The sequence below is a fragment of the Salinicoccus albus DSM 19776 genome (assembly GCF_000385175.1).
Taxonomy (GTDB): Bacteria; Bacillota; Bacilli; order Staphylococcales; family Salinicoccaceae; genus Salinicoccus; species Salinicoccus albus.
Genome location: NZ_ARQJ01000028.1, coordinates 110,866 through 136,926, shown reverse-complemented (window position 1 = coordinate 136,926; position 26,061 = coordinate 110,866). Strand labels below are relative to the sequence as shown.

24 protein-coding genes and 1 riboswitch are annotated in these 26,061 nt (G+C 41.9%); of the genes, 10 read left to right on the top strand and 14 right to left on the bottom strand.

Features of this window, described 5'->3' with window-relative positions; all coding sequences use genetic code 11:
• Window positions 1-4: 4 nt before the first annotated feature.
• Both G343_RS0108410 and G343_RS0108405 read right to left on the bottom strand, forming a co-directional pair.
• Window positions 5-1,492, bottom strand: a complete 1,488-nt coding sequence (locus tag G343_RS0108410) for a bifunctional ADP-dependent NAD(P)H-hydrate dehydratase/NAD(P)H-hydrate epimerase (RefSeq protein WP_020007693.1) — start codon at window positions 1,490-1,492, stop codon at window positions 5-7.
• A gap of 58 nt (window positions 1,493-1,550) precedes the next feature.
• Window positions 1,551-1,991 (bottom strand): QueT transporter family protein, encoded by a 441-nt coding sequence (locus G343_RS0108405; RefSeq protein WP_020007692.1) that lies wholly within the window; start codon window positions 1,989-1,991, stop codon window positions 1,551-1,553.
• 22 nt (window positions 1,992-2,013) lie between these two features.
• Window positions 2,014-2,057: riboswitch (PreQ1 riboswitch) on the bottom strand.
• A 276-nt stretch (window positions 2,058-2,333) separates the two neighbouring features.
• Here G343_RS0108405 and G343_RS0108400 point away from each other — a divergent pair.
• The 6 genes from G343_RS0108400 (at window position 2,334) to G343_RS0108375 (ending at window position 8,332) form a co-directional block, all read left to right on the top strand.
• Window positions 2,334-3,920 carry a BCCT family transporter gene (locus tag G343_RS0108400; RefSeq protein ID WP_020007691.1) on the top strand — a complete coding sequence of 529 codons (1,587 nt, stop codon included), beginning with the start codon at window positions 2,334-2,336 and terminating at the stop codon, window positions 3,918-3,920.
• 230 nt (window positions 3,921-4,150) lie between these two features.
• Window positions 4,151-5,335: a M20 family metallopeptidase gene (locus G343_RS0108395; protein ID WP_020007690.1), complete on the top strand. Its 1,185-nt coding sequence runs from the start codon at window positions 4,151-4,153 to the stop codon at window positions 5,333-5,335.
• 18 nt (window positions 5,336-5,353) lie between these two features.
• Entirely contained in the window at window positions 5,354-6,139 is a 786-nt protein-coding gene (locus G343_RS0108390; protein ID WP_020007689.1) for a DUF3100 domain-containing protein, read from the top strand.
• 19 nt (window positions 6,140-6,158) lie between these two features.
• Complete coding sequence (locus tag G343_RS0108385) at window positions 6,159-6,611, top strand: hypothetical protein (protein ID WP_020007688.1); 453 nt, start codon at window positions 6,159-6,161, stop codon at window positions 6,609-6,611.
• Between the two features lie 260 nt (window positions 6,612-6,871).
• Window positions 6,872-7,999, top strand: a complete 1,128-nt coding sequence (locus tag G343_RS0108380; protein WP_020007687.1) for a zinc-dependent alcohol dehydrogenase family protein — start codon at window positions 6,872-6,874, stop codon at window positions 7,997-7,999.
• Between the two features lie 102 nt (window positions 8,000-8,101).
• Window positions 8,102-8,332: an AbrB/MazE/SpoVT family DNA-binding domain-containing protein gene (locus G343_RS0108375; protein ID WP_020007686.1), complete on the top strand. Its 231-nt coding sequence runs from the start codon at window positions 8,102-8,104 to the stop codon at window positions 8,330-8,332.
• A 175-nt stretch (window positions 8,333-8,507) separates the two neighbouring features.
• On the opposite strand, the gene G343_RS0108370 is transcribed toward G343_RS0108375, so the two are convergent.
• The 12 genes from G343_RS0108370 to G343_RS0108315 all read right to left on the bottom strand — a co-directional run bounded on the left by G343_RS0108370 (window position 8,508) and on the right by G343_RS0108315 (window position 20,621).
• Window positions 8,508-11,288 carry a TOTE conflict system archaeo-eukaryotic primase domain-containing protein gene (locus tag G343_RS0108370; RefSeq protein ID WP_020007685.1) on the bottom strand — a complete coding sequence of 927 codons (2,781 nt, stop codon included), beginning with the start codon at window positions 11,286-11,288 and terminating at the stop codon, window positions 8,508-8,510.
• Between the two features lie 145 nt (window positions 11,289-11,433).
• On the bottom strand, window positions 11,434-12,084 hold the full coding sequence (locus tag G343_RS0108365; protein ID WP_020007684.1) for an HAD-IA family hydrolase: 651 nt from the start codon (window positions 12,082-12,084) through the stop codon (window positions 11,434-11,436).
• Window positions 12,085-12,206: 122 nt separating this feature from the next.
• Window positions 12,207-12,560, bottom strand: a complete 354-nt coding sequence (locus G343_RS0108360) for a PTS glucitol/sorbitol transporter subunit IIA (protein ID WP_020007683.1) — start codon at window positions 12,558-12,560, stop codon at window positions 12,207-12,209.
• A 22-nt stretch (window positions 12,561-12,582) separates the two neighbouring features.
• Window positions 12,583-13,581, bottom strand: a complete 999-nt coding sequence (srlE, locus tag G343_RS0108355) for a PTS glucitol/sorbitol transporter subunit IIB (protein WP_020007682.1) — start codon at window positions 13,579-13,581, stop codon at window positions 12,583-12,585.
• 10 nt (window positions 13,582-13,591) lie between these two features.
• Complete coding sequence (srlA, locus tag G343_RS0108350) at window positions 13,592-14,143, bottom strand: PTS glucitol/sorbitol transporter subunit IIC (RefSeq protein WP_020007681.1); 552 nt, start codon at window positions 14,141-14,143, stop codon at window positions 13,592-13,594.
• Window positions 14,136-14,600 (bottom strand): transcriptional regulator GutM, encoded by a 465-nt coding sequence (locus tag G343_RS0108345; protein ID WP_020007680.1) that lies wholly within the window; start codon window positions 14,598-14,600, stop codon window positions 14,136-14,138. Before G343_RS0108345 ends, srlA begins: the two co-directional genes overlap by 8 nt.
• Window positions 14,600-16,483 (bottom strand): BglG family transcription antiterminator, encoded by a 1,884-nt coding sequence (locus tag G343_RS0108340; RefSeq protein WP_020007679.1) that lies wholly within the window; start codon window positions 16,481-16,483, stop codon window positions 14,600-14,602. The genes G343_RS0108345 and G343_RS0108340 overlap by 1 nt, the downstream gene beginning before the upstream one ends.
• A gap of 35 nt (window positions 16,484-16,518) precedes the next feature.
• Window positions 16,519-17,313: an SDR family oxidoreductase gene (locus G343_RS0108335; RefSeq protein WP_020007678.1), complete on the bottom strand. Its 795-nt coding sequence runs from the start codon at window positions 17,311-17,313 to the stop codon at window positions 16,519-16,521.
• A gap of 289 nt (window positions 17,314-17,602) precedes the next feature.
• Entirely contained in the window at window positions 17,603-18,298 is a 696-nt protein-coding gene (locus G343_RS0108330) for an amino acid ABC transporter permease (RefSeq protein WP_020007677.1), read from the bottom strand.
• Window positions 18,298-19,011 carry an amino acid ABC transporter permease gene (locus G343_RS0108325; RefSeq protein ID WP_020007676.1) on the bottom strand — a complete coding sequence of 238 codons (714 nt, stop codon included), beginning with the start codon at window positions 19,009-19,011 and terminating at the stop codon, window positions 18,298-18,300. The genes G343_RS0108330 and G343_RS0108325 overlap by 1 nt, the downstream gene beginning before the upstream one ends.
• A gap of 11 nt (window positions 19,012-19,022) precedes the next feature.
• Window positions 19,023-19,859: a transporter substrate-binding domain-containing protein gene (locus G343_RS0108320; protein ID WP_156823590.1), complete on the bottom strand. Its 837-nt coding sequence runs from the start codon at window positions 19,857-19,859 to the stop codon at window positions 19,023-19,025.
• A gap of 12 nt (window positions 19,860-19,871) precedes the next feature.
• Window positions 19,872-20,621 (bottom strand): amino acid ABC transporter ATP-binding protein, encoded by a 750-nt coding sequence (locus G343_RS0108315; RefSeq protein WP_020007674.1) that lies wholly within the window; start codon window positions 20,619-20,621, stop codon window positions 19,872-19,874.
• 181 nt (window positions 20,622-20,802) lie between these two features.
• On the opposite strand from G343_RS0108315, the gene G343_RS0108310 reads away from it, so the two are divergent.
• The 4 genes from G343_RS0108310 (at window position 20,803) to G343_RS0108290 (ending at window position 25,968) form a co-directional block, all read left to right on the top strand.
• Window positions 20,803-21,963 (top strand): acyl-CoA dehydrogenase family protein, encoded by a 1,161-nt coding sequence (locus G343_RS0108310; protein ID WP_020007673.1) that lies wholly within the window; start codon window positions 20,803-20,805, stop codon window positions 21,961-21,963.
• A gap of 90 nt (window positions 21,964-22,053) precedes the next feature.
• Window positions 22,054-22,950: a DUF5996 family protein gene (locus G343_RS0108305; protein ID WP_020007672.1), complete on the top strand. Its 897-nt coding sequence runs from the start codon at window positions 22,054-22,056 to the stop codon at window positions 22,948-22,950.
• A gap of 125 nt (window positions 22,951-23,075) precedes the next feature.
• Window positions 23,076-24,266, top strand: a complete 1,191-nt coding sequence (locus G343_RS0108300; protein ID WP_020007671.1) for a cation:proton antiporter — start codon at window positions 23,076-23,078, stop codon at window positions 24,264-24,266.
• Between the two features lie 322 nt (window positions 24,267-24,588).
• The gene (locus tag G343_RS0108290; protein ID WP_020007669.1) at window positions 24,589-25,968 is read left to right on the top strand and encodes a DHA2 family efflux MFS transporter permease subunit; all 1,380 of its coding nucleotides are present in this window, start codon (window positions 24,589-24,591) and stop codon (window positions 25,966-25,968) included.
• Window positions 25,969-26,061: the final 93 nt, after the last annotated feature.

The window sequence follows — 26,061 nt, the reverse complement described above, 5'->3', positions numbered from 1 at the left end:
TTCCTTATCCTTCAACAATTTTAAATGTATATTTAAGATGATCGGCAATATCGGAAGCGCTGATCGTATCGATGCCAGCACTTTGCCGGTGAACGTATTCAGCGGTAAACCCATGCATGAATACTGCACTTGAGACAGCATGCCCGATACTTTCATATCTGCAGGCAAATGCAGTGATCATACCTGTCAGTACGTCTCCGCTTCCGCCTTTGGCAAGCCCCGGGTTGCCGGTATCATTGATCCAGATTTTCCCGGATGGAGCTGCAGTCAATGTGAAAGCTCCCTTTAACACGACATAGATACCATATTCTCTGGCCACATCCTGTGCAATTTCAAAACGGTTCTGGTTGACCGAGGCCACTGTATCATCCATCAATTTTGCCATTTCTCCCGGATGCGGGGTGATAATCAAGGGAGATGTCCTTGCCTTAACCTTACCTTTCAAATGACTGAATCCGGTTAGTCCGTCGGCATCGACGACCAGTGTCCCATCAAAATTTTCAATGAGGTATTCCAAAGTTTTCTCAGTTTCCTCATGCACCCCCATTCCGGGCCCGAAAGCGATCACATCTTTCTGACTGGTAAAGTCCTCCAAATCCTCGTGCCGCTTATAAAACGTTGCCTCCGGCGTATGGCCGGCTACGATTGGAAAATTCTCAGGCGGCGTATTCACAGCTGTCAGACCGGCACCGCTTTTTACAGCAGCCATTGACGTTAAAACGGCTGCACCGGGCATATCCGTACTGCCAGCGATGATTCCGGCTTTACCGTGCGTGCCTTTATGAGAATCCGGCGCTCTGCGTTTCCAATTTTCCCGTGTATCATTGAAGGTCCATACGCTGACATCTGAACGTACCGCTGACTCAACAGCCTGCGCCGGAATGCCGATACCGGCCACCTCTGCCCTGCCGTAATATTCCCTGGCTGGATAACTATAATAACTTAACTTGGGCAGTTCAATGATGATCGTGCGATCTGCTTTTAATGCCCCTTTAGGCACCGTCCCTGTCTCTGCGGGTACACCGCTGGGCAGATCCACCGATACGACGGTCGCAGACGTATGATTCAATGTACTGAATATCTCATTATAGGGGGCCCTGATCTCCCCTTTTACCCCTGTACCGAGCATCGTATCGATGATGACATCCGCTTCAATATCTGAATCTTTATCATATTGTTCATAAGTATGCCCGCATTTTTTATACACGTTTTTATGATATCGAGCATCTCCGGAAATTCTCTCTTCATCCGGAATAACAAGCACCTTAACATCGAAACCGTTCTCTTTCAGCATACGAGCAATGACAAAACCATCCCCGCCATTATTCCCGCTGCCAATCAGCACACTTAATGTTTCATTGGGATAATGGTCCATTATGCGTCGGGCAGCCGCCTGCCCCGCATTTTCCATCAGCATCACACCGGAAAGACCGATTTCATTCATCGTGTACGCATCAATCTGTTTCATCTCATCGCCTGTAACAACTCTCACGACATCACCTCCAGCTGAATGATTAATCAGAAAACATGCAAATATCGCACGTTTCCTTTTATTTCACTTCCGGCAGCACTCTGTGGGCAATCTTAGTAAACAGCCACGCTCCAAGAGATGTCGTAATCAGTGTTGAAATTAATATGCTGATGAAGTTGAACCAGAATGGAATGCCGAGTACCAGCCATAACATCAGTCCAACAAAGATCCCGCATAACAGACTGTACTGAATGACGTTCAACCATATATTTTTGACGAAATAGCTGATTGTATAAGCGATTGCTGCAATACCGACTCCCACCGCTACATCGATTAAACCTAAACCTGAGAACATGTTGGCAATCGCAAGTCCCAAGATCATACCGGGAATGTACTGCCGGTTGAAGAATGGAATCACTGCCAGCATCTCGCTGATCCGCAGCTGAATTGCCATCGTCCCGATGGGGTTAATTACTGTCGTCGCAACGTAAACTGCAGCGAGCACTGCATTGTAAATCATTATTTTATTATTGATACTATCAAGCTCCTTAGTTTTTTATACAGGGAGTTTTCGAACCTGTACTGGTAGATCATTACCAGGAAGACTTCTTTCCCCAAAATTGGGTACGATAACTTGATTCTACAAGAAAAGCGCTCCCTTTTTCTACATATTCATTCACACAAAATTATTATACAATCCCGCAGTATCATTCCTGCCTTAATTTCATCTCCCCCCATTGACTGAAAGACCCGCATCTAATATTATTAAAGGTCTGTTTGTTTTTTGAGATAACGTATTCTATATCAATATAAAAATAAAAGATATCATAGGAACACTACTTTAAGAAAAAGAAGGGATCATTTGAAAAATCAAGAGAAACAAAATGTCGATTGGACCGTGTTCATCATCAGCGGCGGCATATTACTGTTATTTATCGTTGGCGGTGTCATCAACCAAGAATTTGTGAACAACATTGTGACTCAGCTGTTTGATTTCTCTGCCACATACTTCGGCGGCCTGTATCAAATCATAGCACTTGTCACTTTCCTGATAGCACTTGTATTAGGCTTTTCAAAATACGGGAAAATTCGGCTGGGTAAAATGAATACACCAGAGCTCAGCACTTTCAGGTGGATTTCAGTCATTATGTGTACTTTACTTGCCGGCGGCGGCATATTTTGGGCATCCGCAGAACCGATCAGCCACTTTTTGGAGGTTCCTCCGCATTTCAGTGGTGAAGGGATAGAAGCGGGAACGGCTGAAGCGGTCGTACCCGCACTGGCCACAAGTTTTGTTGACTGGGGCTTTCTGGCCTGGACGATTCTTGGCACTTTAGGCACGATTGTTTTAATGTATGCCCACTATCACAGAGGCGCACCGCTGAAACCAAGGTCCTTGCTTTACCCATTCTTTGGCAACAGACTGGCAAGAAAAAGTGTACTCGGTACACTGATCGATTCATTTGCCATTATCGCTGTCGCTGCCGGAACAATTGGACCCATCGGCTTTCTCGGTCTGCAGGCAGGGTATGGCTTTAATACATTGTTCGGCACAGACGATACATTCTTTGTTCAAGCAATTATTATTGCTGTAGTGGTTATTATTGCTGCAGTATCTGCTGCCACCGGCGTATATAAAGGGATTCAGCTGCTCAGCACATACAATATCATCTTGTCCATCGGCCTGGTATTGCTCGTATTAATTATTGGACCGGCCATGTTCATCTTCAATCATTTCATCGAGTCATTCGGGGTATATGTCCAAAACTTCTTCACGATGAATACACATCGGGGAGATGAAGAATGGCTCGGCGCATGGACAGTATTTTTCTTTGCATGGTTCATCGGCTATGCGCCAATGATGGGGATCATGGTCGCCCGGGTGTCCAGAGGCCGCACAATCCGTGAGATTGTCGTTGCAGTCGCAATTATCGCACCCATTGTAACTGCATTCTGGTTTACTGTTCTGGGCGGCACAAGCATATTTGAAGAACTGTTAAATCCTGGCGTCATCTCATCAGAACTCAACGCCAGCGGTGTGCAGGCTGCGATGATTGCAACTACAGAACAACTGCCGATGAGCACAGTGCTGGGCGCCTTATTCATGGTGGCTACTATTGTATTTGTACTCACTACTGTTGACTCTATGGCATTATCCATTTCAATGGCAATTACCGGTGAAGGCAACCCGTCCGCAACGATGCGCGTATTCTGGGCACTCGTTATGGGCGGCGTCGCGATTTTACTGTTAAACATCGGTGAAGGCAGCATTAGCACGCTGCAATCTTTCATCGTCGTCACAGCATTGCCCGTGGCATTCTTAATGATGACCACATTCTGGTCGGCACCTAAAGTTTGCAGAGTACTTGCTGAAGAACAGAATATTACAGTTAAAAGCACGGGAGAATCAAACAGTACCGAATCGCAGGAAGCAGTATATCCGGAATAATATTTAATCACTCCCCTGTTCTCAGGGAGCCATTACCTTAGTCTATTCGTTTGCTGAACTGAATATAAAATCCCTCCGTTTATATAAAAGGGAATCTTTAACACCTCAATCCAATTTCTGAGGTGTTTTTTATTGCTACAATACAAAATATATAGAATATTTTGACGACTATCATTTTACTATATATACTATGTTTAAAGAATTTCAAATCAATTAAGGGGATGATTGACATGGAGAAATTATTTTCTGATTTAGATGCCATTTACGATGAAATTGTTGAGATCAGGAGACATCTGCACAAGCACCCGGAACTGTCTTTCGAAGAGGTAGAAACACCCGCATACATCGCTGATTTTCACCAAAAACTTGGACATCAAGTACAGACCGGTGTCGGTGGTAACGGAGTGGTTGCTTATCTGAAAGGTGAACTGGATGGCCCTGTTGTTGCACTTCGTGCGGATTTTGACGCTTTGCCCATTCAGGAAGAAACAGGACTGGATTTCCAGTCAGTCAATGATGGTGTGATGCATGCCTGTGGCCATGATGGACATACCGCAACTTTACTCGGCGTTGCGAAAGCACTGAACCAAATGAAAAATAATTTGAAAGGCACAGTTGTTTTTATCCATCAGCATGCCGAAGAGCTGCCGCCGGGGGGCGCAAAATCAATGATTAAGGACGGCTGCCTGAAAGGGGTCGATGTAATTTTTGGCACCCATCTGCAGGCTCAGACGCCGCTTCATGAAATCAACTATCGGACGGACGCCTTACAGGCTTCGGCGGATGCTTTCGAAATCATCATTAAAGGCAAAGGTGGGCATGGGGCTATGCCGCAGCACACCAAAGACAGCATCCTGATTGCGTCCCAACTGGTCGATAACTTGCAGCAGATTGTCAGCCGCCGGGTCGATCCGCTTGACTCAGCAGTATTATCAGTCTGTTCATTTGAAGCCAAAGGACCGTATAACGTCATCGCAAATTCTGCAAAGTTAACCGGCACAGTACGCACGCTTAACGAAGAAACACGAAGCTTTATGGAAGATGAGATCAAACGTATCGTCGAGGGGACGACTCACCTATCCAACTCAGATTTTGAGTATACGTACGATAAAGGTTATCCCGTATTAGTTAACCATAAAGAAGAAACAGAATTTGTAATGAGAATGGCTGAGACAGTACCCGGAGTCGATGAAATTAAGGAAATAGACCCGATAATGGGCGGAGAGGACTATTCATATTACTTGCAAGAAGTGAAGGGTACCTATTTTTTCACCGGGGCAAGCCCCAAAAATTTAGTTGATCCTTATCCACACCATCACCCTGAATTCGATATTGATGAAGAAGCACTGCTGATTGCAGCGAAAATACTGGCAAAAGCAACTGTTGAATATATGGAAACTCATTCACAGAGATAATGAAAAGGGGGATGGAAAATGAGTAATGAACCGAAAGGATTATGGAAAGACTGGCGTCTCCATTTAGTTGTTTTAGGAATCGTGATACTTACCGAATTGATCGGCACACATGAAATCCCTATCGGGCCCGGTGTTATATTATTGCTGCCGATGCTATATGCAGTCGTCATTGGTCTGGGGACATATTTCACACCGCTGATCAGTAAGAAACAGTCAAAAAAAGCAGAAACCCTCGTTTTTATGTCAGTGAGCATCTTAGTTGCGAAGTTTGGTGTTGAGGCAGGCCCTGCGCTGCCTGAATTGTTCAGGGCAGGGCCTGCATTGATATTACAAGAAATCGGAAACCTGGCCACAATATTAGTGGCGCTCCCTGTCGCCGTTTTTCTTGGGTTAAAAAGAGAAACTATCGGTATGACTCACTCGATTGGCAGAGAACCTAACCTTGCTATCATTACAGAGAAGTATGGGATTTCATCCCCGGAAGGCAGGGGCATCATGGCAGTGTACATTTTCGGCACTATTTTCGGTGCAATATTTATGGGCCTTGCATCAGGGTTGTTAGCGTCCATCCTGCCAATTAGTCCCTTGTCATTTGCCATGGCCACTGGCGTTGGAAGCGGCAGCATGACAGCAGCCTCACTTGGACCACTTATTTCGTTATATCCGGAAATGAGTGAGACCATCACAGCATACTCAGGCGCCAGTAACCTGCTCACTTCAGTCACAGGATTGTATATGAGTCTATTCATCGCCTTGCCTCTGACCGAAAAATATTATTCATTGATGATCAGATTCAAATCATAAAACCAAGGGGATGGGAAATATGGCAGAGAAATTAACCGATTGGACAATGACACTTATAATTGTTGGGGCACTGACACTGCTTGGCAATCTGATAGGCTATGAAGTCATGCCCCTTACAGCATTACCGGGAATTATCGTTCTGATGTTAATAGTCCTGGCAGGAATGGTGATCCATGCATATGTGCCTTGGAAAATACCGAGCATTGCATACATTGGAATTCTCGGATTTTTGATCACAGTTCCTGCCTTCCCAGGCTCAGAAACAATATATGCCTGGACAGCCGAAGTGAATTTACTTGCAATCACGACCCCCATTTTAGCTTATGCAGGCATCTCCATCGGAAACTCCTGGGCAGATTTCGCAAAACTGGGATGGAAGACCTTAATTATAGGGATGCTGGTTTTAATAGGAACGTACCTTGGCTCAGCAGTAATAGCAGAAATAATCTTGAGAATACAGGGGATTGTATAGCGAGTTTTAAACATTCCAGGCAGTTATGCCGTCATTAAACGATACAGCGATTTTGTTTTTTCATTCCTCACAAAATCTAAATTCGGACGCAGGCACACTCACTTTGAGGAATTCAGGGAATTACTCATTCAAGGTTTGGGTAAAGAGGGATATAATGGAATTGATAAAATAGAACTGCCCCGTGGGATAAAAAATTTGAAAACGTACCAAAGTGAGAACTTCTAATTGGGTAATAAAGTAATCGTTGGAGGATTGATAAGATGAAAACACGTGTTGCCCTGTTGAATGAAATGGGATTGTCCACACCATACAAAGATAGTCAGCCACTTTCCATTGAAACGGTGGAACTCGATGAACCGAAAGAAAATGAAGTGATGATCAAGATTCGTGCTGCCGGTCTTTGTCATTCTGACTTATCAGTGATTAATGGCAGCCGCCCGAGACCCATGCCAATGGCGTTGGGACACGAAGCGGCTGGAGAAGTTGTTGAAATTGGACCGGGTGTTGAAGATTTTAAGGAAGGAGACCATGTCGTCTGTGTATTCATCCCGAGCTGCGGACACTGTATCCCGTGCCGGGAGGGTCGCCCGGCCTTGTGTGAAAACGGCGCAGCTTCAAACTCCAGAGGAGAGATGCTTGAAGGCGGCAGACGCTTCAAAGGCAATGATGAAACCATCAACCACCATCTGGGTGTTTCAGGTTTTGCGGACTATGCCGTCGTCTCCACGAATTCCATTGTTAAAGTGGATGACGAAATTCCATTTGAAAATGTTGCGATTTTTGGCTGTGCAGTCATTACAGGCATCGGCGCGGTGATCAATACAGCGGAAATCCGTTCCGGCAGTACAGTCGCTGTCGTCGGTCTCGGCGGCATTGGGCTGAGCGCTATTCTCGGCGCGAAACTCGCCGGTGCCAGCCAGATCATTGCGCTTGATATCAATCAGGATAAATTCGAATTAGCTGAAAAACTTGGAGCAACAGCAACATTCGATTCGTCAGCTGATGATGTTGAGGCGCAGGTCAAGGCATTGATCGATGGCGGTGTCGATTTCGCCTTCGAAACAGCAGGCGCCACCCCCGCTATGGATGTTGCTTATAAAATCACGAAACGCGGCGGCTCCACTGTGACTACAGGCCTGCCCGACCCGGATCATAAATTCTCTATCCCGCATGTGACATTAGCTGCAGAAGAACGCACGGTCAAAGGGTCTTATGTCGGCAGTTGTGTACCCTCAAGAGACATCCCGAAATTTGTGGATCTATATAAGCAGGGCCGCTTGGATGTTGATGCCCTGCTCTCCGGAACATTATCGCTGGAAGATATCAACGAAGGTTTTGACCGGCTGGACCGGGGAGAAGTTGCAAGATTGATTGTGACGATGGATTAGAACCGTAAAAGTTCAAGAGGACTGTATATCCCCCTGAGTATGTACTCAAATATTCCCAGGGGGAATTGTAATAATGCACGTAAAATACGAGGGGGGAAGCACATGACGATCATTGCACAAAACTGTGGAAACAGCATTGGTATACGTATACCAAAAAAGATCGCAGAAAAATTGGAAATTAAAAATGATACTGAATTAGAAGTCATTGAAGACGGTAAAAGCATTATATTAAAACCCGTTAGCACTGACCCAGCATTGGAAGAGTTAATGGCAGGTATAACGAAAGAAAACCAACATGAAGAAATTGACTGGGGACACAGCCGTAAGGGATGAACTTTGATAATACAGATTCCAGAAAAAGGAGTTAGTTTATTTGAATTTTACCCCACAATCAGGACATAGACCTGGTATTGTATGATCTCCGAAGCTATTCAATCAAGGAAAATTTTTAGCAGTTTGTCCGATTACTGCAACGGAAAATGTTGACCGTCATACCGGTTTACATTATTTATTTCCTGTATTGATTCACTATTTGGTCAACCAATTTTGAATTTCTAAATCTTATTGCAGTCGAACCAGCATTGACATATCCATAAAAATTGATGTTGCCATACCAGGCGATTTCATTATCCAATATGATGAATGATTGTGAAATTTTCTCTGCCTCATTCACTGTTATATTTCCACGCTGAAGAGCTTCTACATGTTCCTTTTGACGTTGATGAACTCTACCGTTTCTAGCAGTCGCCTGTTTTGTGATCACTTTCAAACTCTTACCTTCAGAAGCGTTTTCAAGCATTACTTTAACCAATCCTGCAGATAAAGCGGGAACACCTGCAACAATTGAATTACACTGCTTCAAATCCTTTTCCAGATCACTATAATAAGTGTTTGATTCATATAAACCCGCTTCTAACGCTTTAGTTTTACCGTCTTCAGCCATTTTATATCGCAGTTTCTTATACTCTCTGAAACGTTTTTGATACATATTCGCAAACATAGAGATACCTAAGTCTATATAGTCATAAACTCTCAACTCATCTTTATTGGCAACGTCTCTCTGTAATCTACCAAGATATTGTCGGAGTCTGCCTTTCCATGATATCGGAAGTGTTAAAAATATCGTGTCCAGTTGATGAAGATCAAAACCCTCCCCAATATATTTCCCGGTAGCCAATAATATATAGGGCTGATCAAATTCCTTCATGACCTCAATGTTTTTCTGATTAACTTTCTGCCCTTCCTTCCCAGTGACCACAAAAACCGATTGTTTAACATCATTTTCTATCAATAATTCTTTTAGAATCTGTACGTGCTCAATTCTCTCTGTAAGCACAATACAAGTTCGGCCTAGTGTCACGTTTTCAACTATATCCTCTAGAATTTGCTCATTTCTTTCTCTGTCATTCAATAGTGCTTCAATATGCTCTGTATAGGACAACTCTTTTGCAAATTCAGCGTAATTCGTAAACCTGGGATAGAAATATTGTGGAAGCATAACTGTATCTGCTTGAGTTTCCTGATGTTCATAAATCACATCACCGAGCCGCATACCGATTAACGGAGTATATCCATCCTTTCTTTCCGGAGTTGCACTCAGGCCATACAAGTATCTGCTAGCCACCTGTTTAATCACAAATTCAAAACTTTGAGCTGCGATATGATGGGCTTCATCGACAATAACCATACCATAGTCTCTAATAAACTCCCTAAAATCATCACGATTGGCTAAAGTCTGAAATAATGCAATATCAATTATTTTTGATTGATTTGTCTTTGTGCTATGTATCTCACCGATTTTGTCTTTTTTCTTTATGCGTCCCGTTGGAGTATATTCCACCATCGGTTCTGAATGAATATCCAAAAATTCATTCAACTGCTCTTTCCATTGCCTTGCCAATACTTTACTATTCACTATAATCAAAGTACTGAGTTGTCGTTCGGAAATAACATTTGCAGTTACGACAGTCTTACCGAAACCGGTAGAGGCACTTAAAATTCCTATTGAATGCTTCATCATAGTATTTACAGCTTTTTGCTGGTCATCTCTTAATTCACCTTTAAACCCAACGTCTATTTGCTCACCATCATTTAATTCATCATTCACTTCTGCATCTTCTGCCAGAGCAATCACTTCATCGTAAATCCCCCTGGGTAAATATAGGTGATGATCGTCTTCAGTTGCACCGGTAATATACCTTGGTGTGTTCCACGTGGTCGCCCTCATTTTTTGAAGTTTGATAAAATCCGGGTTGCCGAATGTAGCCAAATGTTCCAATTGAAGGCAGTCATTACGTGAAATACTTGTTTTATCCACCATGAGCTCTCCGCCCAGTTGAGCAACCAGTCCTTCTATTTTGTTGGAATTAATATTAGGAAAATCAGTAGTATTCTTCAGCTTATCAATTTGTGCTACAAGTTCATTTTTAGAGATTTTCTTAATTTGAGACAGATGTCTCCATTGGTCATTAACAACAGTAAAATTTTCATCTAAAAAGACTGTTTTTTTCTCTTTAACTTTTTCCCATCGTAACGGCAATGCGATCAAATTGCCAAAGCTGTTTTGTGGCAATGTATCCTGCATTGGGATCATACGATCAAAGGTGCTAAATTTTATATATTCACTTTCCAACATCGCCCCAGAAATCAGTGCACTTCCCATCTGTCTGGCCAGTCTGGCGCTGACAGGTACATCAAAGAAAAACCATAAATGTATACCTTCCCCTGATTGTGAGCGCTCTATTAAATACGAAATACCATGATTCTTCGCAGTTTGAGATAAAGCTCTCGCTTCCTTTTCAGCATTTTTCTTATCAAAATCCATAACCAGAAGATAACATGTATCATCCTTCAACATCGGGTATATACCTGCACCATACTTAAAATCCTTTTCCTTACCCATGATATGTTTTTTAATGGTTTCCAGTCGATATGGATAATAGGAAATCATATTTTTTTGCCATTTGGTACCTTTCGAAAATTTATCATCCACTTCTTCCCAATCAAAATCACCATGAGGACTAAAACCGGGCTTACCTTTCTTATTATAATATTTGGTCGCATATACGTCCGGACGGCCACGGAAATAATCATGAAAAAGCGCAAGTTTTTGTGCTTCTGAAAAGCCTTGCTGATCTTTTTCCTTTAAATTGTTAAGTTCATCTTCTGATATGATTTTAATCTTCCTGTCTTCCAGTCCGACTTTAAAGTAAACCTCATCATCACTGTATGCACGCAATTTCTCAATGATTTGTATTGACTTTCCATCACTCAGTTGAATCCAACTCATTTCCTGTCGCCCACCCTCTTAAAATTCTTTAGTTAAAGGGTATACAAGACATGCGGTGTTGTAAATAAAACCGAAGTTCCCGATAGTTTTTAACAGAATATCAAACCCGGTGTATAGTTGCTGGAAGTAGAAATTTAAAAAACAATCATATATTTTTATAGTATATTGTTTCAATAGCTATTACTAGTTCATCGAAGTTTATATCTTTAGAATGATAGTTCACACTGTTAAAATCTAAGTCTCTTGTCATTTCATTAGTCAAAACAATAACATTTACCCCTGAAAGTTCTGCAGCAATGGCACCATTCACAGTATCCTCCACTGCAAATATTTGAGATGGAGTTAAACCTAAGTCCTCAATTGCCAGCTGATAAAGGGCTGGATCAGGCTTGACACGATCAACGTGCTCTTTGCCTCTCACACTGACAAAATTTTCATAGATGCCTAAGTTTTTCAACACAGGTATAATGTCTGCAGCAACACTGCTCGTTGCCACTGACATTTGTATACCCTGTTTTGCACAATAATTAATCAATTTTATTATATGATCATTACACTCCAAGTTCTTACATGTTTTCTTATGTTCTGCATTAATAAATGCAGGCGCTCCTGAGCCGAGTCTTTCTATTATATAATTATCAACTTCCTGGGATTCTGTTCCAATAGAATTTTTATAAAATTCCATATCCATAAAATCATGGCCTGCAGAAATTAAATGTTTATTTATCGTATTAAACAAATTTAATTCACTGTCAATAATGGTGCCGTCAAAATCAAGTATAACACCTGCTCCCATCTATCTCCCCCCAAGTATACATATATATAATATTCAACGAATTCAGTTCGCATACATAACGGAGTATAACCTTACGTATAAAAACGCTCCACTGCCTTTATAATGGAGCAGTTCAAATTTTGTTATTTAATGGTGATTTCAGTTCCTTCATTTATCTGAGGTAACTTTTTATCCTCTAGGTAAAGCGTACCTGATTGTTCCGCGGTTTCGCTCCCATCAAATTTTAAAGTGATATGACCCAGATCATTTAAATTCTTTTTTACTGCCGAACCAACTTTTGTAATTTTAAATTCATCCTCATCGACCATTAATCTATTTTCTTCTGTAACATCTGAATTTACATTTTCTATATTTATGATATAACAAAAATCCACAAGCTCTTCTGGAGCATTATCTCCAAATAAGACTATCATTTTTTCCTCTTCGAACGCTTCTGCTTCAGTTCCTACTTTTTTTACTTTTGTTTGGTATATCATTAGATTCCTCTCCTTATATTTATTATTCATACAATCCGAAACTCGCCAGCCACGCCACAAAAACTCTTGGTACTCCATTTAAGAATCTGGAATAAAGTACTGAAGGGACACCCACTTCAATGGTTTCAGTTTCTGCTTCAGCTAATCCTAAGCCGACGGGTATAAAGTCTGCTGCATTTTGAGTGTTAATCGCAAATAGAGCTGGTAATGCCAGATTCGGAGGAATATTACCCTGACCGATTTCAACACCAATAAGAGAACCTAAAACTTGTCCAATTACTCCGCCCGGACCAAGTAAGGGACTGAGAAATGGTAAAGAACATATGAATCCTATTATCATCAGTCCCCAAACATTTCCTGCTAGTGGAGACATTATATTCGCAAATGCATCTCCAACTCCTGACCCTTGAATCATACCAATTAATAAAGCAACAAAGCCCATAAATGGAATAACTGTATGAAGCATAGTTTGTACCGCATCTCTCGAAGCTTGATAGAATGTATTAATAACTTTTCCTGCACCGAGACCAATTTTTGTCAGTAAACTTTTATTCTCTTGTTCAGAACGTGTTTCCATGATTTTCTTATCTTTAGTGTATACTGTCTCTGCTTCTCGATCTGCTTCATCAGTCCTGTTTGTACTTATATCACTCTCATCTACTGGACTGACCTGATTAACACCCACGTTTGACACATAGATATCTTCGGTAATATATTGTCGCAATGGTCCGCTTTGACCTGTAGACATAATATTGATGGTAGGTATCCCCTTCTTAGGATATATACCGCAGCGAAGCGTCCCCCCACAATCAATCACAGCCGCCATGATTTCATCTTCAGGCACCGAGGTCTCGAATCCATCAACAGCAGTAGCACCTGTAAGTTCACATATTCTATCCACTATTTCTGGTCTGTGTCCACCAGTGACATACATTACTTTATCTTTTTTTCCTTCTATGCCTAATGTAAGAGGACCGCCAAAACCGCCAGATCCCTTAACTATTTTTACTTTTCCAGCCATTTTATCCACCTCAATTATCTAGTTTGACTTTCTTGCTTAATTTAACACCCTGTTGTCTCTCAACATAACTTGTTGTCAAGTCAGTGATCCAACCACCTATAAAGTTCATCACAAGTCCAACTAACAGATATCTGACTGCTAGGTCAGTCATAGGCAGTCCCAACTGCTGAATTCCACTTGCTATACCTAAATATATGAATAATTCTGCGGGATTTATATGTGGGAATATTCCATTACTGGTATGGGCAAACTGAGCTGCTGAAGCAAAATAACTTGGTTTATATTTTTCTGGCATAAATCTTCCTAGAGAATGAACCATCGGGTTCGCGAGCATAAATGCACCTAGGAAAGGCAGCACCATATATCTTAATAGTGGATTAGAGGACGATTTCTGGGCAATCGTATTTATACGATTCTCTCCAATCAATTGAATAATTGTATTCATAGCTATAAGCAGCATAAGAACTAGAGGGACTATAGTCCCCATCCATTCTATAAATACATCTGCTCCTTCCTGAAACAAATTGATAAAGCCCTCTGCCAAACTCACTATGTTATCCATTTGCTTTTCCTCCTTTGTTATTCAACATGCTATTTACTCTATTTACAGCTTTCATCATGGGTGAAGGTATTTTTTCTACTTCTCCTCCACTTTGAATGATGTTGAATGTTCTTTTACCATCCAAAATCGCATTTTTTAACAGCCTGTTGAATTTTTCAAGGTCTTCTGTATCTAACTTGTCAACTCTCTTCCCGGCTAAGCCATTAAGTTTTTTAACTTTGCTGAAAACAGTTACCCCTTGCATATATCTGACTTTTTCAATCCTATTTCTTTGATCAATCTGCATAAGAACCAGTGTACCCGATTGAAATATCGATGGTTTTCTACCAATTACAACTTTTCCGTTTTGTCTTAATTCAGTATAATTTTTGGTGAAATTTCTGATCTGAATCATGCCCAGGAAATATTGAACAGCAAAACCGACTGCCAAAATAATAATCAACATGATTATAAACATTAAGATTTCCTCATTTCCTGATTTAGTAAATAAGCTAACTCTCTGAATCCTGTGTCCTGATTAACCTGCTTCATCAGATAGTTACTATTAGCTAAAGTCAAAATTTCTTCGTACAAGCGTATTAGTATTCCTTCATTCAAATTTTTTTCTGGTATTGCCATAAGAATGATTAATTTGACATCTTTATAGTCATCCAGAGGCCCTTTTATAATTGCCAATTTGACTTGAATCCCACTTTTTACATGAGATGTATGGGGAAACCCCAAAGTATTATTAATGTTTACTTGGAACTTCTCTTTCTGGATCACTTCTTCAGGGAATGCTGGTTGAACCCTCTCTTCTTCAACTAAGTCATTGGCAAGGTACTCAATAATATCAAAGTAGTTATTTTTGCTGTTAAAATGATAAACATCTTTTTCTGACAAGGTATCGAAAAGGATACTTTGGTTGAATAATTTGATATTGCTTACATCTTTATATATGAGGAATTGTTCAATTTTGAGTTGTAATTGCTGTTTATCCAAAATATCTTCTATATATATAACCTTATTGAACAGACGATTAGCTTTTTTTGTTGATATGATGAGATCGAATAATTGAATACTTTCTTCATCTATTTCATTCGGAGTTAGAACTGAAATCTGAACTTCCTCTTTTAAGATTTGTTCCAAGTTCTTTTTTATAACTTTTGAGGTGCTTAGCCCCTGATTTGTAACTATTGCTACAGATTTTATATCTTTAATTTTTTGATCCAGTTCATCTAAAAAAATACTAAAATAAATAGATAAAAAATCGAGCTCGTTGACAGGGATAGTAACTCCAACTTCTTCCTCAACGTTATTCGCAAGCACTTTTGACAATTCATATGCAAATGGGAATTTCTGTCTTACATTCCCAACAGATTCATTACTTATTTTCACATCAAACAAAAGCCTGTTGATTAAGTACTTTATATGAAGTCGTATATCTTTGCTGAACAGATTTTCATTAATTTTTATTGAGAATAAATCATTGATATCATGAATCGTTTTATCAATAATTTTCTGAATTAAGAAATCATCATCTTCTTCTAGAATTTCATCTATAACTGATGCTCTACGACCATAAAGTTGTAAAACAATCAATAAAATTTCATACCTTGGATTTTCAACCTCATATATCCTATCAATATAAGACAGTAACCATTCAAAGTTGTGATAATCATTAGATAGAAATACCTGATCATCTATATTTAAATGTTCATCAATATAGTTTCCATGGTTCAACCTGTCCAAAGTCACTTTTATAGATACTATCACTCTCGAATATGCTTCATCTTCCAGCTTATACTGCTCTTTAAGTTTCTTAAGATGCTCAAGGAGATGCTCAGGCAGAGCAGTTTCTTCATAGTGAATATAAAAGCATTCTGTAAGAACTTTCCTAATTTTATATTCACTGCCCTTTACCACAAGCCCAACATTCGGCCTCCCTTCAATCACAATATTATATTGTTCGACTGTTTTCTTAACTTCATTTAAAATATTGTTAATTACACTTTTGCTTAAGAATAATTGATCTGCCAGTTCATCTATAGTGCTTACAGAATTCTTGATTAACATTTGAAATGCCTGCTCTGCTCTTTTATCACCCACTTCTTCCTCTTCATCAATTTCATCACGAAGGATTTGTAGTTTGTCCCTTAAACCTTTTTCATCAAATATTAAAACATTGTAAAAGCCATGAACCTTGACGATACTCAATTTATCTGAAAAAGATTCATTAATTTGATTAATATAGTTTGATAACGTTCTCTCTGAAATATTTATATAATGCGACAATTCCTTAGTAGATATATTTTCGAAAAGGAGCATATCTATTATCTTTATATGATTTTTGTTTAACATAGAAACACTCTCCTTTTACGAATTCTACTATACAATTAACCTTTGGATTTACCTCCGGAAATATTAATCGTTGTACCTGTAATATAACTGGATTTTTCAGAACTTAGATAACATACAAGATCAGCAATTTCATCCAACTCGCCAATTCTTCCAATAGGTATCGATTTGGAATAATCACTATTCAATCCTTCAATAGTGGTATTTCTGGTATAAGCCAACGCTTCTTCATATTGAGACGTTCTTAACCCGGTTTCTTCCAATATCCCCGGCGCTATAGCTGTTACTCTTATATTATGCTTGCCCAGTTCCTTAGCCCAGCTTCTCGTAAATCCAATGAGTGCAGCTTTGGTAGCGGAATAGATACTCTGACCTTGTGAACCTTCCTGACCAGCTTCACTGGAAATATTGATGATTACACCTGAATTTTGTTTTATAAATTGTCTGGACACTTCTCTGCTGAATAACACAGGCCCTTTTAAATTAACATTGAGCATTAAGTCTAAATCATTAACATTAATTTCATATTCAGGTTTTTCATTCTTTTGATCAACCAGCATCCGTGGAAGATTAATACCGGCATTATTTACTAAGACATCGATCTTATTTTGTTCTGAGATAATTTTTTCAACAGATACCATTACTTCAGTTTCACTGGTAACATCTGTTTTCAGATAATTATAATCTGTATGATCAATCGGATTATCTTTCATATCTGCATTATAAACAATAGAACCATTTTCCAGCAGTGATTTCACAATCTGTCTGCCAATCCCAGAACTACCCCCAGTAACTACAACAACTTTATCTTCAATATCCAGCCAATTTCCCATGAGCAGGACCTCCTGTAATTAATCTAATACTTATGTGTATTTCAATGATAATATAAAGCGATTACAAAATTAATTTTCCTTTTTGTGCAGATTAAAGAAAACCAGGGGATTAATTCATAAAAAAAACACCTCATAAATATGTGAGGTGCAAACCAAAAATTTGAATTCAATTTATTATTTAGAGCATTTTGTTGTTAAAAAGTACGAAAATTATAAAAACCTGCCAGCTCAGAAAAGTTCTGACCCGGCGGGTTTCATTTTTAGCCGGGATCATATCCCAGATCATTTTCTATACATACCCGCGATTCAAATGATTTTCGACTTTTTTCGTCGCATAAGTAATGGCGCCGCCCAAAACCCAATAGATTAATGCGGCTGCGGTGAACGCTTCAAGATAACTGAATGTCATTGCGCCGACGAGGTTCGCCTGTGCGAAGATGTCTACGACGGTCACCAGGAATGCGAGTGATAAAGCTTTGATGATTAACAGTAATGTGTTCATCGTATCCGGCAATGCTTCGGCCATTACCTGAGGAATGATCACTTTACGCAATGTCTGCCACTGACTGTAACCCAATGATTGTGAAGCTTCTACCTGGTGTTTATCCAATGCGTGCAGTGCCCCTTTAATAATTTCAGACTGGAATGCTGCATAACATACACTGAAAGTGACAATCACTACAACCACAGGGTTCAAACTGTAAGGGTTAAGTTCAATACCGATATAGGAGAGCGCTTCTGCCACAACAAAAGGGAATGAGTAATATATCAAAAACAGCAGTACCACATTAGGCGTACCGCGTATAAATGACTTGATGACGATCAATATTTGATGAATCACTGGGATGTATTTACTCTCCAGCCAGGCAATGAACGACCCTAAGATCAAAGAAAATATTAGAATTAAAAATGCCATGAACAGAGTGAACGGGACGACTTTTATGATTTCAACAATACTTTCGAAAACTACGCTGATATCGAACATTAGCCGGCCCCCTCACTTGATGTATAGCCTTCGAACTTCAGTACTTTTCGGCGACGCTTATCGAACAGTTTCACGAGCTGTTCAAAAATTAATGAAATCACCCAGTAAATGACAGCCACTGTCAGGAAGACTTCGACCTGGTAGAGCCCATAAGTTTCTGAACCGATGATGTTGGCCAGACCCATAATATCCACAACGCCAATCGCAAAAATCAATGATGAATCATGGATGAGATGAATCATTGCATTCGTCATCCCGGGCAGTGCGATTGGTATGAGCTGCGGCATGGTAATCCGGCTGAACTTCTGCCAACCGGTATAACCGAGACTGTCCGCCGCTTCAAACTGTCCTTTATCGATAGCCAGATACGCAGGGCGCAGTATTTCAGACATGAACGCCCCGTTATAGAAAACCAGGCAGGCGATTGCGGCAACAATTGGCTCCACATTAGTAACTGCGATGCCGAATGCCTGAAGCAGCACCGGGATACCAAAGTAGAATATAAAAAGCTGCAGCAATATCGGTGCACTGCGGGTGAATGACAAATAGATATCCATTAAACGGTTGAAGACAGGAATCTTTTTCACTCTGATGATTGTCACACCAACGCTGAGTAACAACCCAGCAATGAAGGATACTGCGATGATAAGTGCAGTGACTGGAATGACCGAGAAAAATCTCGGCAGTATTTCGAGCATATATTCAAAATTCATGGTCGCCCTCCTTATTCCTCAACCTGATCTTCATACTTCATGACATCTTCACCGTAAAATTCTTCCGACAACTCGCTCATTAACCCCTCTGCTTTCATATCTTTGAGCACTTCGCTGATCTGGCGTGACAACTCTTCATTCTCCGGCGCATCATGAATTAAGAAATAGGTCGGATCAATCTGGATCGGCTCGGTGACATGCAGATCTAACTCAGCCGCATCAATGATATCCTGCTGACCAAGATTAGAGGGCAGGACCAGGGCATCATAAGCACCGGACTCCACTTCCTGGAGCCGGCTGGAAGTCGGCACGCCTGCACCGGAAGTGTCAAACTCAAGTGCATGATCAGGATTCGCTTCGTTATAATTGCTCAGCATGTTGAAAACGCCGCCTGACGGGCTTACAGGAACGATGGAACGTCCCTGCAGATCCTCAAGTGAGTTCACTGTATCTTCAAGTCCTGCCGTGGCATATATCCTCATCAAGCTTGGTCCATTACTTTCAGAGGGAACGATATACGACGCTTCACGTTCCGGCGATAAGATCAGCCCCTGGGCGATCATGTCATATTGCCCGGTATCCAAACCAATCTCAGCTGCTGCATCATCCGAGCCCTGAATGTTAAATTCATACTCTTCAAGCCGGCGGTCAGCTTCTTTTAATATTTCAACTTCATAACCAGTCATCTCGCCATCAGTGCCCGTGTAACTTAATGGCCGGGCAGACTGGGGCACTGCAACGTTTATCGTACGTGCGTCAGGATCCGAGTATTCAGCAAGACTGCTGCATGCCGATAGGAACAATACGAAAATACCTAACGAAATTATCCGAATGAACAGACGTGACACAGGAACACCTCACTATATTTCGAAATTTGGCGTGTAGAATTGACTTAAGAATTGGCGCGTGCGCGGATTTTGTGAGCGGTTGAATATATCTTCCGGTGTCCCCTGTTCTTCAACTTGACCGTTATCCATGAAAATCACTCTGTCTGAGATATCTTTGGCGAAACGCATTTCATGTGTCACGAGCAGGATCGTCATACCGGATTTGGCAACATCCCTGATGGTATGTAATACTTCACCGACCAGTTCCGGATCAAGTGCGGAAGTCGGTTCATCAAACAGGATGACCGACGGATGAACGGCCAGTGCCCTTGCGATACTAACGCGCTGCTGCTGCCCGCCGGAAAGCCGGGCCGGATACGAGTCAAGCTTATTTCTCAACCCCACTTTCTCCAATTGGTCCAGACTTTCATCGTAAGCTGCCTGTTTTGATTTTTTCTGCACTAACACCTGGGCTTCCATGACATTTTCGAGCACGGTTTTGTTTTTGAATAAGTTGTACTGCTGGAACACCATGGCCGTTTGACGCCGTAACCTGAGTTTGTCGCGCTGTGATATTTTACTGAAATCATATGTATCATTTTCAAAAGTCATTCTGCCTGCATAAGGTGCTTCAAGCAGGTTGATGCAGCGCAGCAAGCTCGTTTTACCCGTCCCGCTGGGACCGATCAGGCTGACCACCTCTCCGCTCTCAACACTCAAATCAATATTTTTTAAAATGTCATTGCCGCCTAATCTGAGTAAAAGATTCTCTATATTGAGCAACGCGATACACCCCGCCTTAATCATAAATTTCTTAAAATAAATTGTTATGAATATTATAGTCTTTATTTCATAGTTGTCAAATAGGAATTAAAAAAGTGTATACTTGAAAGGAATATAAAAAAATGAAATAATAGAGTGCAATCCATACGATAAAGATATGTTTTAGGATGGTGTATGATTAATGGGAATCGAGAAAGATAAGGATGTCGCTGCACGTATAAAATCAGTGGAAAATACAGCAAAATCCTTCAAGGAAACTGCAAGGGAACATGATGAGAACATCACATTTCCGACGGAGAATATTGATGCATTAAGGGAAATTGGATTTACCCGATTCTCAATTCCGAAAGAATATGGCGGGGACGGCATTTCACTTGAAGAGTTTCTCCGCCACCAGGAAACCATCGCCAGGTACGATGGTTCCACAGCGCTGGCAATCGGCTGGCATATGGGCATCATCATGGATCTGGGCGAAAAGAAATCTTGGGATGAAGCAGTTTATCAACGGGTCACTGACGAGGCGATTCATAATGGCGCACTGATCAATAACCTTGCCACTGAGCCGGCGACAGGAAGCCCGACACGCGGTGGCAAACCTGAAACAGCGGCGTACAAAGACGGTGATGATTATATAATCAACGGACGTAAAACATTTGGCACCTTATTACCGGCGCTTAAATACGCAGTCGTCAGCGCAACAATTGATGACTCCGGAGAAGTCGGGGATTTCCTCGTCGACACTGAACTTGAGGGCGTCAGCATTGATGAGACATGGAACTCCATTGCGATGCGGGCGACAGGCAGTCATGATTTAATATTGAAAGATGTGCGTGTCAGCGGGGAAGATCTCGTCGGTTACAGAACACCAGGCAAAAAATCACCCGCCGGCTGGCTGCTGCATGTCCCTGCCACATATATCGGTATTGCCCGGGCAGCCCAGGATACGGCAGTGAAATTTGCAAAAAGCTACTCCCCAAACAGCATTGAAGGGACCCTTTCAGAGCTGCCAAATGTCCAGGAGAAACTTGGTCGTATAGAAATGTACCTGCTTGAAGCGGAACACTTTATGTATTCAATTGCCCGCAAATGGGATGAAGCTTCAGATGAAGCACGTATGCAGATGGGCAGTGAGCTTGGCGCCGTAAAAACATCCGTGGTCAATAAGTCAGTGGAAATCGTCGATCTTGCGATGCGTGTTGTCGGTGCTAAAAGTTTGTCGGAAGATAATGAATTGCAGCGTTACTATCGTAATGTCCGTGCAGGGCTGCATAACCCGCCAATGGACGATATGGTGATCATCGGGCTGGCGAAAAGCTCGATCAATGCGATTGGTGATGAGTGAACCACACAAAGGGACTGTGACAAGCAGTCCTCTTTTATTTGAGCATATTTTTTCTTCTCAAGGGTAATATATCCATAAGAGGTGATAACAATGGGTTTCTACTCTGAACATAAGGAAGAAATTACCACGCTCCAGCTGATTGCCCAGATGCTGGGCAAGATTAAACTCGAATATGCGCCGCAGGAACCCCAATGGGCCCATGTGATACTCGATATTACCCCACGCGGTTTTACTACCGGGCTGTTGGAATATGATGGCGCCTGTTTCGAAATCGAGGCCGATCTGATCAAAGACCAGATCATCGTTAAAACCGAGGAGAACGACCGCATGGTCAAACTGGCTGGCGGAAAGCCCATCAGCCAATACTATTCAGAATTATTCAGTACGATCATTACTTCAGGTTTCGATATCTCCATCAACACCATGCCTCAGGAAATGGAATCAAAAACACCATTTGAAGACGATACCGCCAACCACTATTATGACAGCAATGCTGCCAAAGAAATTCTCCAATGGTTTCAGTTCGCATGGAACGCCGAAAAACAATTCATTGCCCCGATGCGTAAAAGAAAAGTCCACCCTGGCCTGTTCTGGGGCACCTTTGATGTGTCATGTATCCTTTTATATGACAAATTCGAACCATTCCCCAATGACAATATGGTCATTGAACGGGCTGCATTTGACGAACATATGATAGAGTTTGGTTTCTGGCTCGGTGACGACAAATTTGAGCACCCTGCCTTTTTCGCACTCCCTTACCCCTTCGTTGAAGACCATAAATTGGCAGTGGATGATTCATTCCCGCGCGGCAGTTACTTCGATTCAGACATGGCAGAATATCTGTACAAAATCAAAAATGATGTTAAGCAGAATGAAACCGGCAATGTAAAACAGTTTTTCGATGCATCGTTCAGAAAATCATATGATTATTTAGAGTGGGATGATATCAGCCACTGCATGGAACCGTTGAAGATGGAAGATCAGTAGAAATATGAAAGCATTCGTCCAGAACAATGCAATCTGGAGTAAGTAATGGTCCCCCTGATTAATCCGTCTTAATCCAGGGTATTTTATACAGCAGGCAAGTAAACGTTGAAAAGGGGATGGAAGCATTGTTGAGTTCACAGATCATCCTGCTCTTACTTATCGGTTATATCATCTTTACGATTGACCATAAAAAAGGAAATTTCCCCGTTCCTATGGTACTTGTGCTGATTGGCATCGGGCTGTCTTTCATCCCTTATTTCGATTCCATTGAAGTGACCGGCAGCATGATATTTCATATCTTCCTGCCAGGGCTGCTGTTCACTTCTGCTTACCAGTTTCCGCCAGCCGGCTTCAGGAAAAATGCAGGTATCATCATGTTCCTGGCGACTGTCGGCATCATGCTGACCGTGGGGCTGCTCGGTGCTGCCATTTACGCATTAAGCGGTCTGTTTATATCACTGTCGTTTATCGAATCACTGCTCATTGCAGCGATACTCACACCGACGGATCCGGCTTCTGTCGTGTCTATTATTAAGAAAGCTTCGGGCAATGAGAAGATTGCAGAAGTGGTTGAAGGGGAATCTATGATCAACGATGGCACCAGTATTGTCATTTACACGACTTTGGCTAGTATGATGACAGGCGGACACTCATTCAACGCTGCCTCATTCTTTGGTGAATTTCTGCTCGTCTCCCTCGGCGGCATCGCTCTAGGAGTTGCATTCGGCTGGCTGACGAGTAAAGTAATCCATTTTACCCACAATCGTACTTACCAGGTCATGCTAAGTATCATAGTGGCCTACGGCGGGTTTAATCTCACGGAATTTATCGGGGCATCCGGCGTGCTTGCAACTGTATTCGCCGGCATCGTACTGTCCTTTGAATATGGCAGAACAATCAAGGAAAAACACTTCAGGGATGCACTCGATGGTTTCTGGGAAATCGTCGAACCGAGTATCCTGTCCCTGCTGTTCCTTCTGATCGGTATCCAATCCGCGGATTCATTATTATTCGGTGCGTGGGGATTCGCTTTCGTCATATTTGCCCTGTCGCTGATCATTCGTTTCATCATCATCACAGGCAGCACTCAGATTTTCCCGAACTGGCGGCAGAATATCAGCTGGCGGGAATCCCTCATCATTTCGTGGTCCGGCTTAAAGGGCTCTATGTCCGTGTTCTTGATACTAAGTCTTTATTCACAGAATTCCGGAGGTGCTGATATGATCATCTCCCTGTCCTTCGCAGCGGTATTGATTTCGCTTGTCGTCCAAAGCCTAGGCGTCAAACCATTATCTGAGAAACTTATCAAACAATAGTCAAAAGAACGCCCTGGAACAGGTGATCACTGCATCCAGCGCGTTCATACATCTATATTAAATTAATAATTGCCATTATTTCTTTTGTGATCAATGTCTTCTTTGATAATATAACTCATAATAATCGAAAGTCCAATGATTAGTGCAATAATAATGCCATCCACCATCAAAAACCTCCTTGTTCCCTATCTTTCCCCCTTTTAATTTTGCTTACCCAAATAATATAAATGTAAAACATTCATATTATTTACGGGCTGCTTTGACCGGGCATGTGCAATATGTAACAATAGATGTACTTTCATCGGAGAGGCAGGTGTTGTGGATGAAACAAGATAGAATACAGAGTAAAGGGGTAGTTGCTGTAGTTCTTTCTGCAGCATTTTTACTGACCTTCAACCAATTCCTTCTGATTACAGCATTTCCGACAATCATGGAGGAATTTAATATTAATGCCACACAGGTTCAGTGGCTGACGACCGCTTTCATACTTACCACTATCATATTCATCCCGATGTCCGGCTATCTCTCGACAACATTTTCTTCCAAAACACTCGTTATTTTCGCGGTCACCTGTCTGCTGGCCGGCACGATCATCGGGGGCTGGTCGCCGAACTTCAGTGTCCTAATACTCTCGCGGGTCATTCAGGCCATCGGGGCAGGAATCATCCTGCCCCTGGTACAGTCGATACTGTTAATCGTCTTCCCTTATCATCGGAGAGGTTTTGCGATGGGACTGCTCGGCGCGGTTACAAATGTTGCCCCCGCTACTGCGCCTTCCCTTTCAGGCATTGTCATCGACTATCTCGATTGGCGGTCGCTGCACTGGGTGTTGCTGCCCTTTATCATCATTACATTCATACTTGCCATATTTCTCATGAAGAATGTCCTCGAGAAACAACAAACAAAGCTGGATCTGCATTCTGTAATTCTGTCCGCCATCGGCTTTTCATTTTTCATCTTTGGTCTCAGCAATATCAGTGTTTATGGCCTTCTGAGCCCGGTGACTATCATTCCGATTGTATTGGGAATCGCAGGCGTCCTATTCTTCATACGCAGACAGTTTGATATCCCGACACCAGTGCTCAATTTAAATCTGTTCAGGAACCGGACATTCAGCCTGGCAATCATCCTGATATTCATCAACATGATGCTTCTGCTATCCACAGAGACGATTCTGCCGATGTTCGCCCAGAATGCGCTGGGGACCAGCGCATTCCTTTCCGGATTCCTGCTTGTCCCGGGGACGGTCATCCTGTCCATTATTACCTTCATCTCAGGCAGTCTGTATGACCGGTATGGCGGCAAGCGGATTGCGATCATCGGCTTCGTATTGACAACAGTATCATTGATACTGCTTAATACGGTCGGCATCAACGATTCCCCCTACTGGATCATGGTGCATTTCTGCCTGTTCATGAGCGGGTTCGGACTCACCCTCATGCCGCTCGTCACAGTCAGCATGTCAGAAGTGGCCGACATCGACATCCCCCACGGCTCTGCCATCGTCAACACAGTCCGTCAGTTTGCCATGGCATTTGGGATCATCGTACTCACATCCATCATCAGCATTACAGTCGCCGCGATGGATGCGCCCCCTGAAGAGAGTATGTATACAGGCACCAGCTATGCGCTGGCCATTATGGCGGCACTGGCATTTGCCGGGTTCGGTCTGACGTTGCTGCTGAAGGAAAAACGGTATTGATATCGCCGATTGTAAAATTAAGCTAGACACATAGAAAGGGCCACTCGTGATACACTCAAAATGGTTTTCCGACTAAAGAAATCATAGGAGTGA

Coding starts and splice junctions, on each gene's coding strand:
- G343_RS0108335 (WP_020007678.1), bottom strand. CDS start 17,313: ATGGGAAATTGGCTGGATATTGAAGATAAAGTTGTTGTAGTTACTGGG.
- G343_RS0108395 (WP_020007690.1), top strand. CDS start 4,151: ATGGAGAAATTATTTTCTGATTTAGATGCCATTTACGATGAAATTGTT.
- G343_RS0108375 (WP_020007686.1), top strand. CDS start 8,102: ATGACGATCATTGCACAAAACTGTGGAAACAGCATTGGTATACGTATA.
- G343_RS0108380 (WP_020007687.1), top strand. CDS start 6,872: ATGAAAACACGTGTTGCCCTGTTGAATGAAATGGGATTGTCCACACCA.
- G343_RS0108405 (WP_020007692.1), bottom strand. CDS start 1,991: ATGATTTACAATGCAGTGCTCGCTGCAGTTTACGTTGCGACGACAGTA.
- G343_RS0108310 (WP_020007673.1), top strand. CDS start 20,803: ATGGGAATCGAGAAAGATAAGGATGTCGCTGCACGTATAAAATCAGTG.
- G343_RS0108360 (WP_020007683.1), bottom strand. CDS start 12,560: ATGATATACCAAACAAAAGTAAAAAAAGTAGGAACTGAAGCAGAAGCG.
- G343_RS0108390 (WP_020007689.1), top strand. CDS start 5,354: ATGAGTAATGAACCGAAAGGATTATGGAAAGACTGGCGTCTCCATTTA.
- G343_RS0108365 (WP_020007684.1), bottom strand. CDS start 12,084: ATGGGAGCAGGTGTTATACTTGATTTTGACGGCACCATTATTGACAGT.
- G343_RS0108330 (WP_020007677.1), bottom strand. CDS start 18,298: ATGTTCGATATCAGCGTAGTTTTCGAAAGTATTGTTGAAATCATAAAA.
- G343_RS0108325 (WP_020007676.1), bottom strand. CDS start 19,011: ATGAATTTTGAATATATGCTCGAAATACTGCCGAGATTTTTCTCGGTC.
- srlE (WP_020007682.1), bottom strand. CDS start 13,581: ATGGCTGGAAAAGTAAAAATAGTTAAGGGATCTGGCGGTTTTGGCGGT.
- G343_RS0108370 (WP_020007685.1), bottom strand. CDS start 11,288: ATGAGTTGGATTCAACTGAGTGATGGAAAGTCAATACAAATCATTGAG.
- G343_RS0108340 (WP_020007679.1), bottom strand. CDS start 16,483: ATGTTAAACAAAAATCATATAAAGATAATAGATATGCTCCTTTTCGAA.
- srlA (WP_020007681.1), bottom strand. CDS start 14,143: ATGGATAACATAGTGAGTTTGGCAGAGGGCTTTATCAATTTGTTTCAG.
- G343_RS0108305 (WP_020007672.1), top strand. CDS start 22,054: ATGGGTTTCTACTCTGAACATAAGGAAGAAATTACCACGCTCCAGCTG.
- G343_RS0108345 (WP_020007680.1), bottom strand. CDS start 14,600: ATGTTTATAATCATGTTGATTATTATTTTGGCAGTCGGTTTTGCTGTT.
- G343_RS0108385 (WP_020007688.1), top strand. CDS start 6,159: ATGGCAGAGAAATTAACCGATTGGACAATGACACTTATAATTGTTGGG.
- G343_RS0108290 (WP_020007669.1), top strand. CDS start 24,589: ATGAAACAAGATAGAATACAGAGTAAAGGGGTAGTTGCTGTAGTTCTT.